The sequence below is a fragment of the Streptomyces sp. NPDC101160 genome (genome assembly GCF_044768205.1).
In the GTDB taxonomy this organism is placed as follows: domain Bacteria; phylum Actinomycetota; class Actinomycetes; order Streptomycetales; family Streptomycetaceae; genus Streptomyces.
The window spans coordinates 359,088-374,422 of the sequence record NZ_JBIWPJ010000005.1 but is presented as its reverse complement, the minus strand read 5'-3'; the positions used below and the strand labels follow the sequence as shown (position 1 = coordinate 374,422).

Sequence of the window (15,335 nt, the reverse complement as noted above, 5' to 3'; positions counted from 1 at the left end):
GGGACGGCGAAAGAGGGCGAACGGCCCCTGGCCGGGGGCTAACCGCGGGGCGACCGGAACCGGGCGTGCAGGCTGCGGGCGGCGGCGTCGGTGAGGGAGGCGATCTGGTCGACGATCACCCGCTTGCGGGAGCGCTCGTCCGGCGCACTGACGAACAGGGCCCGGAACTGCGGGTCGAGGCCCTCGGGCGCGCGGGCCGTGAGCGCCTCGGCGAGCTCGGCGACGACGATCCGCTGGTCGGCCCGGAGCGCCTCCTGTTCGGCCCGCTGCATCACGTACCGGTCGGCGATCGCCTTGAGCACGGCGCACTCGTTGCGGGTGGCGCGCGGGACGACCAGCTCGGCGCCGTAACGGGTGAGCCGGCCGCCGCCGTACGCCTGCCGGGTGGCGCCCTCGGCGGCCAGGCAGAAGCGGCCGATGAGCTGGCTGGTGGCGTCCTTGAGCCGGGCCTGGGCGACGGCCGAGCCGTCGTAGCCGTGCGGCCACCAGTCCTGGTCGACGAGCCGGTCGAGGGCCTCGGCGAGCTCCTGCGGATCGGTGTCCTCCGGTACGTACCGGCCGAGGGCCACCTGCCAGATGTCGGCGCGCTCGGGCTCGGAGAACAGCATGTTGGGGTCGATGTGCCCGGCGTGCAGGCCGTCCTCGAAGTCGTGCACGGAGTACGCCACGTCGTCGGACCAGTCCATCACCTGCGCCTCGAAGCACTTGCGGTACTCCGGCGCGCCCTTCCTGACCCACTCGAAGACCGGCAGGTCGTCCTCGTACACCCCGAACTTCGGCGAACCCGGGTCGGTGGGGTGGCCGCCGCGCGGCCACGGGTACTTGGTGGCGGCGTCGAGGGCGGCGCGGGTCAGGTTCAGGCCGACGCTGACCGGATCGCCGGTGACGGGGTCGGCGATGAACCGCTTGGGCTCGATCCGGGTGAGCAGGCGGAGCGACTGCGCGTTGCCCTCGAAGCCGCCGCAGTCCTTGGCGACGTCGTTGAGCGCCTGCTCGCCGTTGTGCCCGAAGGGCGGGTGGCCCATGTCGTGCGCCAGGCACGCCGCCTCGACCAGATCCGGGTCGCAGCCGAGCGCGGCGCCCAGCTCGCGGCCGACCTGGGCGCACTCCAGGGAGTGCGTGAGCCGGGTGCGCGGGCTGGCGTCCCAGGCGTGACTGCGGGAGCCGGGGTCCACGACCTGCGTCTTGCCGGCGAGCCTGCGCAGCGCGGAGGAGTGCAGCACCCGCGCGCGGTCGCGCTGGAAGGCGGTGCGGCCGGGCCGTTTGTCGGGCTCGGGGGCCCAGCGTTCGAGTGCGAGGGGGTCGTAGCCGGGGGTGGGGGTGGGGGTGCCGGTCCTGGTGGGGTCTGCGAAGCCTTCCATGTCTTCGAAGGTAACGGGCGGGACGGACAGAAGGGGCGAGGACGCGGCTCGCGCGTCAGCCGGCCGCGGCGGCGAACTCCCGTGCCGGTACGGGGGACATGACCGCCTCGTCGTAGCGGTGCAGGATCAGCCGGGCGAGGGCCGGGTGGGCGCCGAGGGGAGCGGCGGCGAGCCAGGGGGCGTGGGCGGCGGCGCGGGCGGCGAAGCGGCCGGGGGCGGTGAAGCAGGAGGCGACGGCGATGCGGTGGCGGCCGCGGGCGGCGAGGGCGCGGACGGCCTCGGGGACGGTGGGGCCGGCGCCGGAGGCGAACGCGGGGAGTACGGGCACGCCGCCGAGGCGTTCGCCGAGCCGGGCGGCGACGCGGCGGATGCCGGCGGCGGACTCGGGATCGCGCGAGCCCGCGGCGGCGAGGACCACGCCGGAGGTGGGCGAGGCGCCGTCCCGCGGGGTCCAGCCGGCCTCGGCGAGCCGGTCGGCGAGGGCCTCGACGAGCAGCGGGTGCGGGCCGAGCGGTTCGGCGATCCGCACCCGCACGCCGGCGGGCGCGGCGGCGGCCGCGGCGGGCAGGTCGTGCTTGACGTGGTGACCGCGGGCGAAGAGCAGCGGCACGAGCACGGCGCCGGCACGCGGCCGCGCGAGCCCGGCGCCGCGACCCGGGCGCGCCGGCCCGGCGAGGGTTCCGGCATCGGGCGACGCGAGGCCGCCGAGGCCGTCACCGCCCGCCCGCGCGAGTCCGGCGAGCGTGTCGGCGAGCAGTGGCGCGTTCAGCTCGATGTGCGCGAGCCGTACGTCGAGGCCGGGCCGCAGCTCCCGGACCCGGTCGGCGAGAAGGCCGAGGGCGGCGGCGGCGCGCGGGTCGCGGCTGCCGTGGCCGACGGCTATGAGGGTGGGGGCGCCCTGAGCGGCCGGCCGGGCGAAGATGCGGCCGAGCATCCCGGCGGCGCTGCTGTCGAACGTGGTGATCGGCTCACGCGTCGTCATGCGCCGATCGTGCCGGGGGCAGATTGCCTGGCCGTTTCGCCCGGGGTCACGGCCGGTTGCCGCGGCCTCACAGCGGCGCCGCAACCCCGCACCGGGCGCTCACCCCGCCCCCGCGTCGCTCAGCCCTCCGTCACCCCCGCCCCGCGTCGCTCACGGCGCCAGCCACACCCGCAGCGGCCCGAGCGTCCCGAAGCCGGCCTCCAGGGCCGGTTCCAGGTCCTCGCCCGACTCGTAGCCGACGACCGGGCGGTCGGGGGAGGCGAGGGTGAGGGCCGCGGACCAGGCGTGGGCGGCCGGGAGGTCGTCCACCGTGAAGACGTTGGAGACGCCGGTGACACCGGCGCTGTCGGTGAGGACGGCGCCGCCGAGGATCCGGCCGTCGGGGGCGTGGGTGGCGACGATCGTCGTGGTGGGGTCGTCGAGGAGCTCGGGACGGAAGAGCGCGGCGTCGCGGGCGTCGCCCTCGCTCCAGGCGAGGGCCCAGGCGGCGAGTTCGGCGGGGGTGCGGACCGCGCGGACGTCGGCGGCCTCGCCGCGGACCGGGAGGCCGGCGGGGCGGTGGATCCACTGGGCCTCGAAGAGCTGTATGAAGCCCGCCCCGTCCAGGAGGGCCGGGTCGAAGCGCGCGTAGCTGTCCTTGACGGAGGCGCCCGCGGTGCTGTCGATCGCGTCCAGGAGTTCCCCGGCGTCCGCGTCCGGGGCCAGCGTGACGGCGTCCGGGTAGTAGAGCGGGGTGCGCCGCGGGCTGGACCAGGCGCGCGGGCCGAAGGCACCGGCCAGGCCGTGGGCGCGGCACATCGTGTCGCACCAGTCGGCGTTGTTGCGGACGGCGGCGGAGAGCAGGGCGTCGGTGGGCCCCGAGGCGTTGTCGATCACCAGCGGATCCTACGGAGACCTCGCCCCTTTCCTCCCCTCTTTTTCTCTTCCGAATCACGGAATACATTTTCCGTTATGAGAATCTCCCCTGTGCCGCTCCCCCGGCGCGCCCTCGCCGAGTTCACCGGCACCGCCGCCCTCGTCGCCGTCATCGTCGGCTCCGGCCTCCGCGCCGACGCCCTCAGCCCGGACACCGGCGTCCGGCTGATCGCCAACGCCGCCGCCTCCGCCATCGGGCTCGGTCTGCTCATCGCGCTCATCGGCCCGCTCTCCGGCGCCCACTTCAACCCGGTCGTCACCCTCTCCGAGTGGTGGGCGCGCCGGCACAAGGACGGCGGCCGCGAGGCCGTCCTCTACATCGCCGCCCAGCTCGCCGGCGCGGTCACCGGCGCGCTGCTCGCCGAGGCCATGTTCGGCCGCGCGCCGGGCGCCGCCCTCGCCACCACCGAGCGCGCCGACCTCCACCTCCTGCTCGGCGAGGCCGTCGCCACCGCCGGGCTCGTCCTCGTCGTGCAGGGCCTGCGCCGCATCGGGCGCCCGGCGCTCGCCCCGGTCGCCGTCGCCTGCTACATCGGCGCGGCGATCTGGTTCACCTCCTCCGGCTCCTTCGCCAACCCGGCGGCCACCGTCGGCCGCTCCCTGTCCGACTCCTTCACCGGGATCGCGCCGGGCTCGGTGCCCGCCTTCGCCGCCGCGCAGTTCCTCGGGATGCTCCTCGGCATGGGGCTCGCGAGCGTGCTGTACGGAGGACGGGACGGAGGGCGGCACGGCACGGAACGCGGCGGGAGCGAACCACAGCCCGCCGAAACGCGTCCGACCGTGTGACAACGTCCCGAAAGACCGACCGGAGGTCCCACCCATGCGCGGCGTCCGCCTGCCCCGCCCGCCCCGCCTCCTCCCCCGCACCACCCGGGGCCGCCGCCGCGCCGTCCAGGCCGTGATGCTCGGGGCCGTGCTCGCGCTCGCCCCCGCCGCCTGGCTGCACACCAGCACCGCCGACCGCCTCCGTACCACCGCCGACGTGCCCGCCCAGGACGTCGCCGTCGTCTTCGGCGCCGGCCTCTGGAAGGGCCGCCCCACCCCGTACCTCGCGCACCGCCTCGACACCGCCGCCGAGCTCTACCGCACCGGCAAGGTCAAGGTCCTGCTCGTCACCGGCGACAACAGCCGCACCGAGTACGACGAGCCGAGCGCCATGCGGACGTACCTGGCCCAGCGCGGAGTGCCCGACGCGAAGGTGGTCAGCGACTACGCCGGCTTCGACACCTGGGACTCGTGCGTGCGCGCCAAGAAGATCTTCGGCGTCGACCGGGCCGTGCTCGTCACCCAGGACTTCCACGTGAAGCGGGCCGTGGCGTTGTGCGGGGCGGCGGGCGTGCAGGCGTACGGGGTCGGGGTCGGCGAACCGCACGACGTCACCTGGTACTACGGCACCACCCGCGAGATGGCCGCCGCGGGGAAGGCCGCCCTGGACGCGGCCCTGCGGCCCGACCCGACGTTCCTCGGCGCCAGGGAGGACGGCGTGACGAAGGCCCTCGCCTCACCCGTCGCGGCGCGCTGAGAGGAGCGCAGAGCCCCGCGCCCGTAATACGGCACGTCCTCGCCCGTAACACGGCCGCCGCATCCTCGGGGCATGTCAGAGGTCACCACCGTCCCCACGCACTGCCCCTACTGCGCCCTCCAGTGCGGCATGAACCTGCGCCCCACAGCGGGAGGCGCCGGGGAGCTGCCCGTCGAGGTGGTCGACCGGCCCGACTTCCCCGTCAACCGGGGCGCGCTGTGCGGCAAGGGCCGCACCGCCCCCGCCGTGCTCTCCTCCCGGGTCCGGCTCACCGAGCCCCTGGTCCGCCGCGCTGACACGGGGGCGCTGCGGCCCGCGACCTGGGAGGAGGCCCTCGCCGCCGTCGCCGACGGACTGCGCCGCACCCGCGCCGGCCACGGGGCCGACTCCGTGGGGGTCTTCGGCGGCGGCGGTCTCACCAACGAGAAGGCGTACGCGCTCGGCAAGTTCGCCCGGCTCGTCCTCGGCACCTCCCAGATCGACTACAACGGGCGCTTCTGCATGTCCTCCGCCGCGGCCGCGCACCAGCGGGCCTTCGGCCTCGACCGCGGCCTGCCCTTCCCGCTGGAGGACATCCCGAAGACCGGCTGCGTGATCCTCGTCGGCTCCAACCTCGCCGAGACCATGCCGCCCGCGCTGCGCTACCTCACCGAGCTGAAGGAGAACGGCGGCCGGCTGATCGTCGTCGACCCGCGCCGCACCCGCACCGCCGAACAGGCCGACCTGCACCTCGCCCCGCGCCCCGGCACCGATCTGGCGCTCGCGCTCGGCATGCTGCACCTGGTCGTCGCCGAGGGCCGGGTCGACGAGGAGTTCGTCGCCGCGCGCACCGAGGGCTGGGCGGCGGCCCGGGCCGGGGCGATGTCCCACTGGCCCGAGCACGTGGAGCGGATCACCGGCGTGCCGGTGCCGCAACTGCGCGAAGCGGTGCGGATGTTCGGCGAGGCGGGCAGCGGCATGGTGCTCACCGCACGCGGCCCCGAGCAGCAGTCGAAGGGCACCGACACCGTCGGCGCCTGGATCAACCTCTGCCTGGCCACCGGCAGGGCCGGCCGCCCGTACAGCGGCTACGGCTGCCTCACCGGCCAGGGCAACGGGCAGGGCGGCCGCGAGCACGGCCAGAAGGCCGACCAGCTGCCCGGCTACCGCAAGCTCGACGACCCGGCCGCCCGGGAGCACGTCGCCGGCGTGTGGGGGGTGCCGCCGGAGTCCCTGCCCGGGCCGGGCCGGAGCGCGTACGAACTCCTCGACGCCCTGGGCGGGGACGTGAAGGCCCTGCTCCTCATGGGCTCCAACCCGGTGGTCTCCGCCCCGCGCGCCGCGCACGTCGAGGAGCGGCTGCGCTCCCTGGACTTCCTCGCCGTCGCCGACGTCGTCCTGTCCGAGACCGCGGCGCTCGCGGACGTGGTCCTGCCCGTGACCCAGTGGGCCGAGGAGACCGGCACCACCACCAACCTGGAGGGCCGCGTGCTGCTGCGCCGCCGCGCCCTCACCCCGCCGCCGGGCGTCCGCAGCGACCTGGAGGTGCTGCACGGGCTCGCGGCCCTGCTCGGCTGGGAGAAGGGCTTCCCGGCCGACCCGGAGGAGGTCTTCGAGGAGCTGCGGCGCGCCTCGGCGGGCGGCCCGGCCGACTACGCGGGCATCAGCTACCGCCGGATCGAGGAGGAGCAGGGCGTGTTCTGGCCCTGCCCGGACGAGAGCGGTACGGGCGGTGGCAGGGACGGCGGTTCGGGCGGCGGTTCGGGCGGCGGTTCGGTCGGCGGTTCGGGCGGGGGTGCGGACGGTCGTACGGCCGGCGGTTCGGGCGGTGGCACGGACGGCGGTTCGGGCGGTGGTGCGGCCGGGGGTTCGGGCACTCCGCGGCTCTTCCTCGACCGCTTCGCCACGCCCGACGGGCGGGCCCGCTTCGTGCCCGTGGTGCACCGGGCCTCGGCCGAGGAGACCGACGCCGACTACCCGGTGGTCCTGACGACCGGGCGGGTCGTCTCCCAGTACCAGTCGGGCGCGCAGACCCGGCGCGTCGACGAGCTGAACGCGGCCGCGCCCGGCTCCTTCGTCGAGCTCCACCCCCGGCTCGCCGAGCGGATCGGCGTGGCGGAGGGCGAGGCCGTCGCGGTGGTGTCGCGGCGCGGCCGGGCGGTGGCCCCGGCCCGGATCACGGCCGCGATCCGGGCGGACACGGTCTTCATGCCGTTCCACTGGCCGGGCCAGGGCCGCGCGAACACGCTGACCAACCCGGCGCTGGACCCGGTGTCGAAGATGCCGGAGTTCAAGGTGTGCGCGGTCCGGCTGGAGCGGGCAACGGAACCGACGGCTACGGCTACGACGACGGCCGGTTGAACCAGTCCCCGCTCTCGATGACCGCGCCCAGGGGCGCGTCCGGCGTCGCCAGGAAGACCCAGGCGGACACCCGCGCCCCGTCCCGTACCCGCTCGACGTCCATCGCCACCCGCTCGTAGCCGACGGGCAGTTCGAGCCGGTCGAGCAGGCCGAACAGCTCGCCGTAGGCGCCGGGCGCGGGGGTGAGCAGGGTGCCGACGACCCGGCCGCCGTCCGCCGGCAGGACGTACGGATAACCGGGCCCGTCGTACAGGGCCGCCCCGTGCAGCACGGCGTCCGCCTCCGTGCCGATCCGGCCGGCGAGGAAGCGGTCGTGGTTGTACGCGCCCGGGCGCAGCGTCCCGTACACGAAGAACGGGCGCTCGTCAGGGGCCGGCGCGCCGGCCTCGATCGCCCCGGGCTCGGCGGTCTCCCGCTCGACCCAGCGGGCATAGTCCGCGCTCACCCGGGTCACCCGGGTCGCGAGGATCTCGGGCGTCTCGTAGTCGTGGGCGGCGAGGAGGTGCGCCTCCAGGGCCGGGTAGCGGGCCTCGGTGGTCTTGAAGGTCACCTCCCACTCCTCGGCGGTCTCGACCGCGCCCTGCCAGTGGTAGACGGAGGTGACGGGCCCCGAGAGCTGCGCGCAGGCGGCGAGCCGGGCCTCGACGGCGCCGCGCGCCAGGGTCTCGGCCTTGGCACGCGCGTCGGTGGTGGTGCGGACGGTGACGATCACTCCTTCACCGTACGGGCGAACCGGGCCGTGCGCAGCAGGGCGCGGGCGCCCTGGGCCGTGCGGCGTCCCGGGCATACGGTGGGCCCATGACGACGCCTCCCCAGCCCCAGGACCTGTACGTCGAGATCGACGGCGCCCCCGCCGCCACCGAACCCGGCGTCCTCGCTTCCCTCATGAGCGGCTACGGCCACTACACGGCGATGCAGGTGCGCGACGGCCGGGTCCAGGGCCTCGGCCTGCACCTGGAGCGGCTCGACCGGTCGACGCGCGAGCTGTTCGGCCTGGGCCTGGACGGCGGGCGGGTGCGGGCGCTGCTCGCCGGGGCGCTTCAGGGCGCGGGCCGGAAGGACGCGTCGGCGCGGGTGTACGTGTATGAGGGAATCGAGGGGGCCGCGGGGGCCGGCGGCGGCGGGCCGCTCACGGTGGTGACCGTGCGGGAGCCGTTCTCGGCGGACCGCTCGCCGAAGGCCCTGAAGTCCGTCCCGTACTGGCGTCCGGCGGCGCACATCAAGCACCTGGGCGGCTTCGGGCAGCGCTACCACGGCGACGCGGCCCGCCGCGCGGGCTTCGACGAGGCGCTGCTCACGGGCGGCCCGTCGCACGAGATCGCCGAGGGCGCGGTCACCAACGTCGCCTTCTGGGACGGCACTTCGGTGATCTGGCCGGCCGCGCCGCACCTCGTCGGCACCACCATGTCCCTGGTGGCCCCGCGGCTGCCGTCGGTGACCCGGTCCGTGCCGCTGGCGGAGGTGCCGTACTTCCGCGCGGCCTTCGTGACGAGCGCGCGCGGGATCGCCCCGGTGAACCGGATCGACGACACCCCGCTCCGGGTGGACGAGGAGCTGATGGAGCGGGTGTACGCGGCGTACGAGGCGGCGCCCTGGGACGCGCTGTAGGCGAACCGGCCCGCGGGCGGGTCACCCGTTCGGCACGGACCGTCAGCTGACGCCTGGAAACCCTCGTTGACCTGCGTCAACGCGGGAGATCCAGGCGACGCGCCGCACCGGACGGAGTAATTCTGATGGGACATCAGCAGGCGGGCCGTCCGGGCACGCATTTATCTCGGACCTACGGAAGCCCCTTTCCGACAGACCGTACGCGCGCCCCGGAGGTCCCCCATGCGCCGCACTCCTGCCCGACTGCTCACCGGTACCGCGCTGACGTTCGCCGCCCTCGGCGTCTTCGCCACCGGTCCCGTGGCCTTCGCCAACGGCGACTGGAACAACAACGACAGCGACCACAACAGCAGCGGCGACCACAGCGGCGACGGACAGCACGGCGGCTCGGAGTCCCTGGAGATCTTCCCCTCCTCGGCCGAGCCGGGCACCACCGTCACCGTGAACACCACCGCCTGCGGCGACCACGGCCACGGCATCGGCAAGACGGACGGGCTCGAGGCGGGCGAGTTCCACCTGAACCCGAGCACCCACAAGGAGGTCGTGGTCGGCCAGTTCACGGTGCCGCACCACGCCCAGTCCGGGACGTACACGATCAGCGTCCACTGCGACAACGGGCGGTCGGCCCGAGGCGAGCTCTTCGTCAAGCACAAGAGCCCGAGCGGCCATGTGCAGACCGGTGTCGGGGGCAGCGTCGGCCCCGACACCGCCCAGGTCACGGCGGGCGCGGCGGTGCTGGCCGTGGCCGCCGTGGGCGGTACGTGGTTCCTGCGCCGCCGGGCGAGCGGCGCGCAGGACGGCTGACCGTACCGCCGACGTCCTGTCCCCGCCGCGCGCCAGCTGACGGCCCGGCGGGGGCAGGACCACCCCCTGGGATGGCCCTCCGGGAAGGACATGAGGTCGTGACCAACAGGAGCAAGGGCTGGGGCATAGCCGTCGCCGCCTGTGCGGGTCTGTGGATGATCCAGAACGGCTCCGGCCAGGTCACCCCGCCCGCGCCGTCCGCGGCGCAGGCCTTCGCCGCCGGGCCGAGCGTCCACACCGACGCCGCCGCCGACCCGCTCCCGCCGTCCGACCCGGTCCGGCTGCGCATCCCCGAGATCGACGTGGACGCGCCCCTCACGGGCCTCGGGCTGGGCGCCGACGGCGCGCTCTCCGTGCCACCGGCCGCCGACCGCAATCTGGCCGGCTGGTACGAGGACGGCACCCGGCCCGGCGCCAAGGGCACCGCGATCGTCGCCGGCCATGTCGACAACGCGCAGGGCCCGGCCGTCTTCTACGCGCTGGGCACGCTGAAGAAGGGCCACCGGATCGAGGTGGACCGGCGGGACGGCCGGACCGCCGTCTTCACGGTCGACGCGGTCGAGGTCTACGACAAGAGCGCCTTCCCGGACGCCAAGGTGTACGGGGAGGCGGACCGGGCCGAGATCCGGGTGATCACCTGCGGCGGCGGCTTCTCGCGCAAGGCCGGTGGCTACCAGGGCAACGTGGTCGCCTTCGGCCACCTCATCGGCGTGAAGTGACCCGTCCGGTCACGGCTTACGCCCACTGGTCGAAGGCGAGCTTCGCGACCAGCGAGAAGACGACCACGAGCAGCACCCCGCGCACGAACTCGGCGCCCTTCGCCAGCGCCATCCGGGCGCCGAGCGTCCCGCCGGCCAGGTTGAAGAGGGCCATGACGGCGGCGAGCTGCCACAGCACGTGCCCCTGGTAGGCGAACATCGCGAGCGCGCCCGCGTTGGTGCAGACGTTGACGATCTTCGAGGTGGCGGAGGCCGTCACCAGGTCCAGATGGAGCACGGCGGTCAGCGCGAGCACGAGGAAGGTGCCGGTGCCGGGCCCGAAGAGCCCGTCGTAGAAGCCGATGCCGCCGCCGACCACGACGATCGCCGTGACGATCCGGGCCCGGGTGAGCGCCGGCCGCTCCTCGCCCGACGCCCGGGTGCCGAAGGACGGCCGGAACATGACGAAGCCGGCCACTCCGAGCAGCACCACCATGATCACCGGGCGGAGCACGGCGCTGCTGATCCCGGCCGCGAAGAAGGCGCCGCCCATCGACCCGAGGAGCGCGGCGAGCCCGATCCGTACCGCCGTGCCCACCTTCACCGGCGCCTTGCGCAGGTAGGTGACGGCGGCGCCGGAGGTGCCGACGATCGACACCGCCTTGTTGGTGCCGAGGATCTGCGCGGCCGGCACGTGCGGCAGCCCGAGCAGCAGCGCGGGCAGCTGGAGCAGCCCGCCGCCCCCGACCACGGCGTCGATCCAGCCGGCGGCGAAGGCCGCGATGCAGAGCAGGACAAGAGTGGTCAGGGATATGTCAGGCATGGCGTGAGCCTAGGAACGGAATAGGTGCGCCGTCCATCGATCGCCGGAGTCTTGAGCTAGGCCAGAGCTATGCCGGAGGCATGCCGAAGGTCGATCGCCGGAGGCCGATCCCCTCCTCCGGCGCCTCACAGCGGTCCGGCCGTGACGTGAGATCAGCGTTCCGTGCGGGTAACAGCCGGGATCCCGACGGGTAACACCGGCGCCGCACGCTTCCCGGTATGAGTACACGGATCGTGGTGGTCGGGGGCGGGACGGCGGGCGCCCGGCTCGCCCAGCGCCTGCCGGTCACGCTCCTCGGCGAGGAGCCGCACGCCCCCTACAACAGGGTGCTGCTGGCGGACGTCCTCGCCGGCCGGTACGGCCCCGAGGTCATCGCCCTGCCCGGCCCGCGCGAGCCGGCCCGGCTCGGCGTCCGGGCCGTGCGCATCGACCGCGCGGCCCGCACGGTCGAGTGCGCGGACGGCTCGCTCGTCCCGTACGACCGCCTGGTCCTGGCCACCGGCGCGGCCCCCGTCCTGCCCCCGCTGCGCGGCCTGCGCGGCGCCGAGCTCCCGTCCGGCGTGCTGCCCTTCCGCACGATGGACGACTGTCTGGCGCTGCGCGAGCTCGTACGGCCCGGGGTACGCGCGGTGGTCATCGGCGGCGGTCTGCTCGGCGTCTCGGCGGCGCGGGCCCTGGCGGCGCTCGGCACGGAGGTCGTGCTCGCGCAGCAGGCGGAGCACCTGATGGAGCGCCAACTGGACGTCTCCTCCTCCGGTCTGCTGCGCGAGCACCTCACCGCCCTCGGCGTCGAGGTCCACACCGAGTGCCGCGTCACCGGCCTCTGCCAGGAGGACGGCGCCGTCACCGCGGTCGAACTCGCCGACGGCTTCGTCCTCGACGCGCAGATCGTGGTCCTGGCGTGCGGGGTGCGCCCCCGCGTGGCCCTGGCCCGCGAGGCTGGGCTCGACGTCCGGACGGGCGTGGTCGTCGACGACGCACTGCGCACCTCGGACCCGTACATCCACGCGATCGGCGACTGCGCGGAACACGCGGGACGGGTGTACGGGCTGGCGGGCCCGGCGCTCGACCAGGCGGATGTGCTGGCGGAGGTGCTCCTGGGCGACGCGCCCCGCTACACCGGCACCCGCGCCCTGACCAGGCTCACCCTCGGCGGCCCGCATCCCCTCGACCTCGCCGCCTTCGGTGAGACCACGCCCGCCCCCGGCGACCACGTCGTCCAGCTCACCGACGCCACCCGCAGCGCCTACCGCAAGGTCGTCGTCCGCGGCGACCGGCTCGTCGGCGGCGTGCTGCTCGGCGACCTCGGCGCGGTCGGGACGCTCGCCCGGGCCTGGGAGGGCGACGAGGCCCTGCCCGACGCCCCGCTGCTTCACCTGCTCACCCACGACGGAGGCTCCTGAGATGACGACCCCGCACACCCCCACCATCGTGCTCGTCGGCCACGGCATGGTCGGCCAGCGGTTCCTGGAGGCGCTCGCGGACCGGGGCGTCACCGCGCGGGCGCGGGTCGTGGTGCTCTGCGAGGAGCCGCGGCCGGCCTACGACCGCGTGCAGCTGACCTCGTACTTCTCCGGGAAGACGCCCGACGGCCTGTCCCTGGTCGAGGCCGGCTTCATGGAGCGGCACGGCATCGAACTGCACACCGACGACCCGGCGATCGCCGTCGACCGCGAGGCGCGGACGGTCACCGCCCGCTCCGGCCGGGTCCTCGCCTACGACACGCTCGTCCTCGCCACCGGCTCGTACCCGTTCGTGCCGCCCGTGCCCGGCAGGGACGCCCGCGGCTGCTTCGTCTACCGGACGATCGAGGACCTGCTCGCGATCGAGGAGTACGCGAAGGGCCGCACGACCGGCGCGGTGGTCGGCGGCGGGCTGCTCGGCCTGGAGGCGGCCGGCGCGCTCAAGGGCCTCGGACTCGACACGCACATCGTGGAGTTCGCGCCGCGCCTCATGCCGGTGCAGGTCGACGAGGGCGGCGGCGCGGCCCTGCTGCGCACCATCGAGCAGATGGGCCTGACCGTGCACACCGGGACCGGCACCCAGGAGATCGTGACCGAGGACGGCGCGGTCACGGCGATGCGCCTGTCGGACGGTTCCGAACTGGCCACGGAGATGGTGGTGTTCTCGGCGGGCGTGCGTCCGCGCGACCAACTGGCCCGCGACTGCGGCCTGACGGTCGGCGAGCGCGGCGGCATCGCCGTGGACGAGCTGTGCCGGACGTCGGACCCGGCCGTGTTCGCGATCGGCGAGTGCGCGCTGGCCTCGGACGGCCGGGTGTACGGCCTGGTGGCGCCCGGTTACGAGATGGCGCAGACGGCGGCCGCGGCGATCGCCGAGGAGGACACGAAGGGCTTCACGGGCGCCGACCTGTCGACCAAGCTGAAGCTGCTCGGCGTGGACGTGGCCTCCTTCGGCGACGCGCACGGCACGGCCGAGGGCAGCCTGGACGTGGTCTACTCCGACTCGCGCTCGGGCGTCTACAAGAAGCTGGTGGTGGACGGCGACGGCGTGCTGCTCGGCGGCGTGCTGGTCGGCGACGCCGAGTCGTACGGCCTGCTGCGCCCGCTCACCGGCAGCAGGCCGCCCGTCTCGCCGGAGCAGCTGGTGCTGCCGGCGGGTGTGGGCGCGCCGGTCGCGCTCGGCCCGTCCGCGCTGCCGGACGACGCCGTGATCTGCTCCTGCCACAACGTGACCAAGCACGACATCACCCGGTGCGCCACGCTGCCCGAGGTGAAGAAGTGCACCAAGGCCGGTACGGGCTGCGGCAGTTGCGTGAAGGTGATCGAGAAGCTGCTGCCGGCGGCGGCCGGCAAAGGACTCTGCGGCTGCTTCTCGTACACCCGCAGCGAGCTCTACGAGATCGCTCGCACCCTCCGCGTGACGTCGTTCGCCGCGCTGCTCGACTCGCACGGGCGGGAGGAGGCGAAGGGCGGCGAGGGCTGCGAGGTCTGCAAGCCGACCGTCGGCTCCATCCTGGCGTCCCTCAACAACGGTTACATCCTGGACGGCGAGCAGGCGGCCCTCCAGGACACCAACGACCACCACCTGGCCAACCTCCAGCGCAACGGCTCCTACTCGGTAGTGCCGCGCATCCCGGGCGGCGAGATCACCCCGGAGAAGCTGATCGTGATCGGCGAGGTGGCCCGCGACTTCGGGCTCTACACGAAGATCACCGGCGGCCAGCGGATCGATCTGTTCGGCGCCCGGGTGGACCAGCTGCCGTCGATCTGGACGCGGCTCGTCGACGCGGGCTTCGAGTCGGGGCACGCCTACGGCAAGGCGCTGCGCACGGTGAAGTCCTGCGTGGGGCAGACCTGGTGCCGCTACGGCGTGCAGGACTCGGTGAAGATGGCGATCCGGCTCGAACTGCGCTACCGCGGCCTGCGCGCCCCGCACAAGCTGAAGTCGGCGGTCTCGGGCTGCGCCCGGGAGTGCGCGGAGGCCCAGTCGAAGGACTTCGGGGTCATCGCCACGGCGAACGGCTGGAACCTGTACGTGGGCGGCAACGGCGGCGCGACCCCGCGCCATGCCGATCTGCTGGCCCAGGACCTCTCGGACGCCGAACTGGTCCGGCTCATCGACCGGTTCCTGATGTTCTACATCCGCACCGCGGACCGCCTGGAGCGCACCTCGGTGTGGCTGGAGCGCCTGGAGGGCGGCCTCGACCACCTGCGGGACGTGGTCGTGCACGACTCGCTCGGGCTGTGCGACGAGCTGGAGGCGCTGATGACGGCGCACGTCGCGGGCTACCGGGACGAGTGGGCCCAGACCCTGGACGACCCGGACCGGCTGCGGCGGTTCGTGTCCTTCGTCAACGCGCCGGAGACGCCGGACCCGTCGGTGCGGTTCGTGCCGGAGCGCGACCAGATCAAGCCGGACCTGACGGTCCTCACCATCGGCACGCGAGAAGGGGCGATGGCCTGATGACGACTCTCGAACTCTCCCCGACGCCGGATTCCTGGCTGACGGTCTGCGAGGAGGCCCGGCTCACCCCGGGCCGGGGCGTGACGGCGCTGCTCCCGGACGGCCGGCAGGCCGCGGTCTTCAAGGACCGGTCGGGACGGACGTACGCGATCGACAACCGCGATCCGTTCACGGGCGCGCAGGTGCTCGCGCGGGGGCTGGTCGGCTCGGCGGGCGGGCGCCCGTTCGTGGCCTCGCCGCTCCTGAAGCAGCGCTTCGACCTGGAGACGGGCCGGTGCCTGGACGACGCCGAGGTGACGGTGACGGTCTATCCGGTACGGACGGTCGAAGCCGGCTCCTGACCGACGGCTCTCGA

14 protein-coding genes are annotated in these 15,335 nt (G+C 74.6%); 9 read left to right on the top strand and 5 right to left on the bottom strand.

What is annotated here, in order from left to right; translation table 11 throughout:
* Positions 1–38 precede the first annotated feature (38 nt).
* The 3 genes from ACIRSU_RS17980 to ACIRSU_RS17970 all read right to left on the bottom strand — a co-directional run bounded on the left by ACIRSU_RS17980 (position 39) and on the right by ACIRSU_RS17970 (position 3,141).
* Positions 39–1,361 carry a deoxyguanosinetriphosphate triphosphohydrolase gene (locus ACIRSU_RS17980; protein ID WP_403793135.1) on the bottom strand — a complete coding sequence of 441 codons (1,323 nt, stop codon included), beginning with the start codon at positions 1,359–1,361 and terminating at the stop codon, positions 39–41.
* A 55-nt stretch (positions 1,362–1,416) separates the two neighbouring features.
* On the bottom strand, positions 1,417–2,295 hold the full coding sequence (locus ACIRSU_RS17975; protein ID WP_403793627.1) for a sirohydrochlorin chelatase: 879 nt from the start codon (positions 2,293–2,295) through the stop codon (positions 1,417–1,419).
* A gap of 198 nt (positions 2,296–2,493) precedes the next feature.
* Entirely contained in the window at positions 2,494–3,141 is a 648-nt protein-coding gene (locus tag ACIRSU_RS17970; RefSeq protein WP_403793626.1) for a hypothetical protein, read from the bottom strand.
* Positions 3,142–3,294: 153 nt separating this feature from the next.
* Here ACIRSU_RS17970 and ACIRSU_RS17965 point away from each other — a divergent pair, with 153 nt between their 5' ends.
* The 3 genes from ACIRSU_RS17965 to ACIRSU_RS17955 all read left to right on the top strand — a co-directional run bounded on the left by ACIRSU_RS17965 (position 3,295) and on the right by ACIRSU_RS17955 (position 7,120).
* Positions 3,295–4,044: an aquaporin gene (locus tag ACIRSU_RS17965; RefSeq protein WP_403793134.1), complete on the top strand. Its 750-nt coding sequence runs from the start codon at positions 3,295–3,297 to the stop codon at positions 4,042–4,044.
* Positions 4,045–4,078: 34 nt separating this feature from the next.
* Positions 4,079–4,780 carry a vancomycin high temperature exclusion protein gene (locus tag ACIRSU_RS17960; protein ID WP_403793133.1) on the top strand — a complete coding sequence of 234 codons (702 nt, stop codon included), beginning with the start codon at positions 4,079–4,081 and terminating at the stop codon, positions 4,778–4,780.
* A gap of 72 nt (positions 4,781–4,852) precedes the next feature.
* Positions 4,853–7,120 carry a molybdopterin oxidoreductase family protein gene (locus ACIRSU_RS17955; protein ID WP_403793132.1) on the top strand — a complete coding sequence of 756 codons (2,268 nt, stop codon included), beginning with the start codon at positions 4,853–4,855 and terminating at the stop codon, positions 7,118–7,120.
* Here ACIRSU_RS17955 and cutA read toward each other — a convergent pair.
* The gene (gene cutA / locus ACIRSU_RS17950) at positions 7,101–7,832 is read right to left on the bottom strand and encodes a divalent cation tolerance protein CutA (RefSeq protein ID WP_403793131.1); all 732 of its coding nucleotides are present in this window, start codon (positions 7,830–7,832) and stop codon (positions 7,101–7,103) included. The genes ACIRSU_RS17955 and cutA overlap by 20 nt on opposite strands.
* Before the next feature lie 86 nt (positions 7,833–7,918).
* Between cutA and ACIRSU_RS17945 the strand changes: the two genes are divergently transcribed.
* The 3 genes from ACIRSU_RS17945 to ACIRSU_RS17935 all read left to right on the top strand — a co-directional run bounded on the left by ACIRSU_RS17945 (position 7,919) and on the right by ACIRSU_RS17935 (position 10,251).
* Positions 7,919–8,728, top strand: a complete 810-nt coding sequence (locus ACIRSU_RS17945; protein WP_403793130.1) for an aminotransferase class IV — start codon at positions 7,919–7,921, stop codon at positions 8,726–8,728.
* A gap of 222 nt (positions 8,729–8,950) precedes the next feature.
* Positions 8,951–9,532 (top strand): hypothetical protein, encoded by a 582-nt coding sequence (locus ACIRSU_RS17940; protein ID WP_403793128.1) that lies wholly within the window; start codon positions 8,951–8,953, stop codon positions 9,530–9,532.
* Positions 9,533–9,630: 98 nt separating this feature from the next.
* On the top strand, positions 9,631–10,251 hold the full coding sequence (locus ACIRSU_RS17935) for a class F sortase (protein ID WP_403793126.1): 621 nt from the start codon (positions 9,631–9,633) through the stop codon (positions 10,249–10,251).
* Positions 10,252–10,267: 16 nt separating this feature from the next.
* Here the strand turns inward: ACIRSU_RS17935 and ACIRSU_RS17930 are convergent, their stop codons facing one another.
* A complete protein-coding gene (locus ACIRSU_RS17930; RefSeq protein WP_403793124.1) occupies positions 10,268–11,053 on the bottom strand; it encodes a sulfite exporter TauE/SafE family protein in 786 nt (261 codons plus the stop codon).
* A gap of 218 nt (positions 11,054–11,271) precedes the next feature.
* On the opposite strand from ACIRSU_RS17930, the gene ACIRSU_RS17925 reads away from it, so the two are divergent.
* The 3 genes from ACIRSU_RS17925 to nirD are packed head-to-tail and all read left to right on the top strand — an operon-like array spanning position 11,272 to position 15,321.
* A complete protein-coding gene (locus ACIRSU_RS17925; protein ID WP_403793122.1) occupies positions 11,272–12,456 on the top strand; it encodes an NAD(P)/FAD-dependent oxidoreductase in 1,185 nt (394 codons plus the stop codon).
* A 1-nt stretch (position 12,457) separates the two neighbouring features.
* Positions 12,458–14,980, top strand: a complete 2,523-nt coding sequence (gene nirB / locus ACIRSU_RS17920) for a nitrite reductase large subunit NirB (RefSeq protein WP_403793121.1) — start codon at positions 12,458–12,460, stop codon at positions 14,978–14,980.
* Entirely contained in the window at positions 14,980–15,321 is a 342-nt protein-coding gene (gene nirD, locus ACIRSU_RS17915; RefSeq protein WP_403793119.1) for a nitrite reductase small subunit NirD, read from the top strand. Before nirB ends, nirD begins: the two co-directional genes overlap by 1 nt.
* The last annotated feature ends 14 nt before the right edge of the window (positions 15,322–15,335 follow it).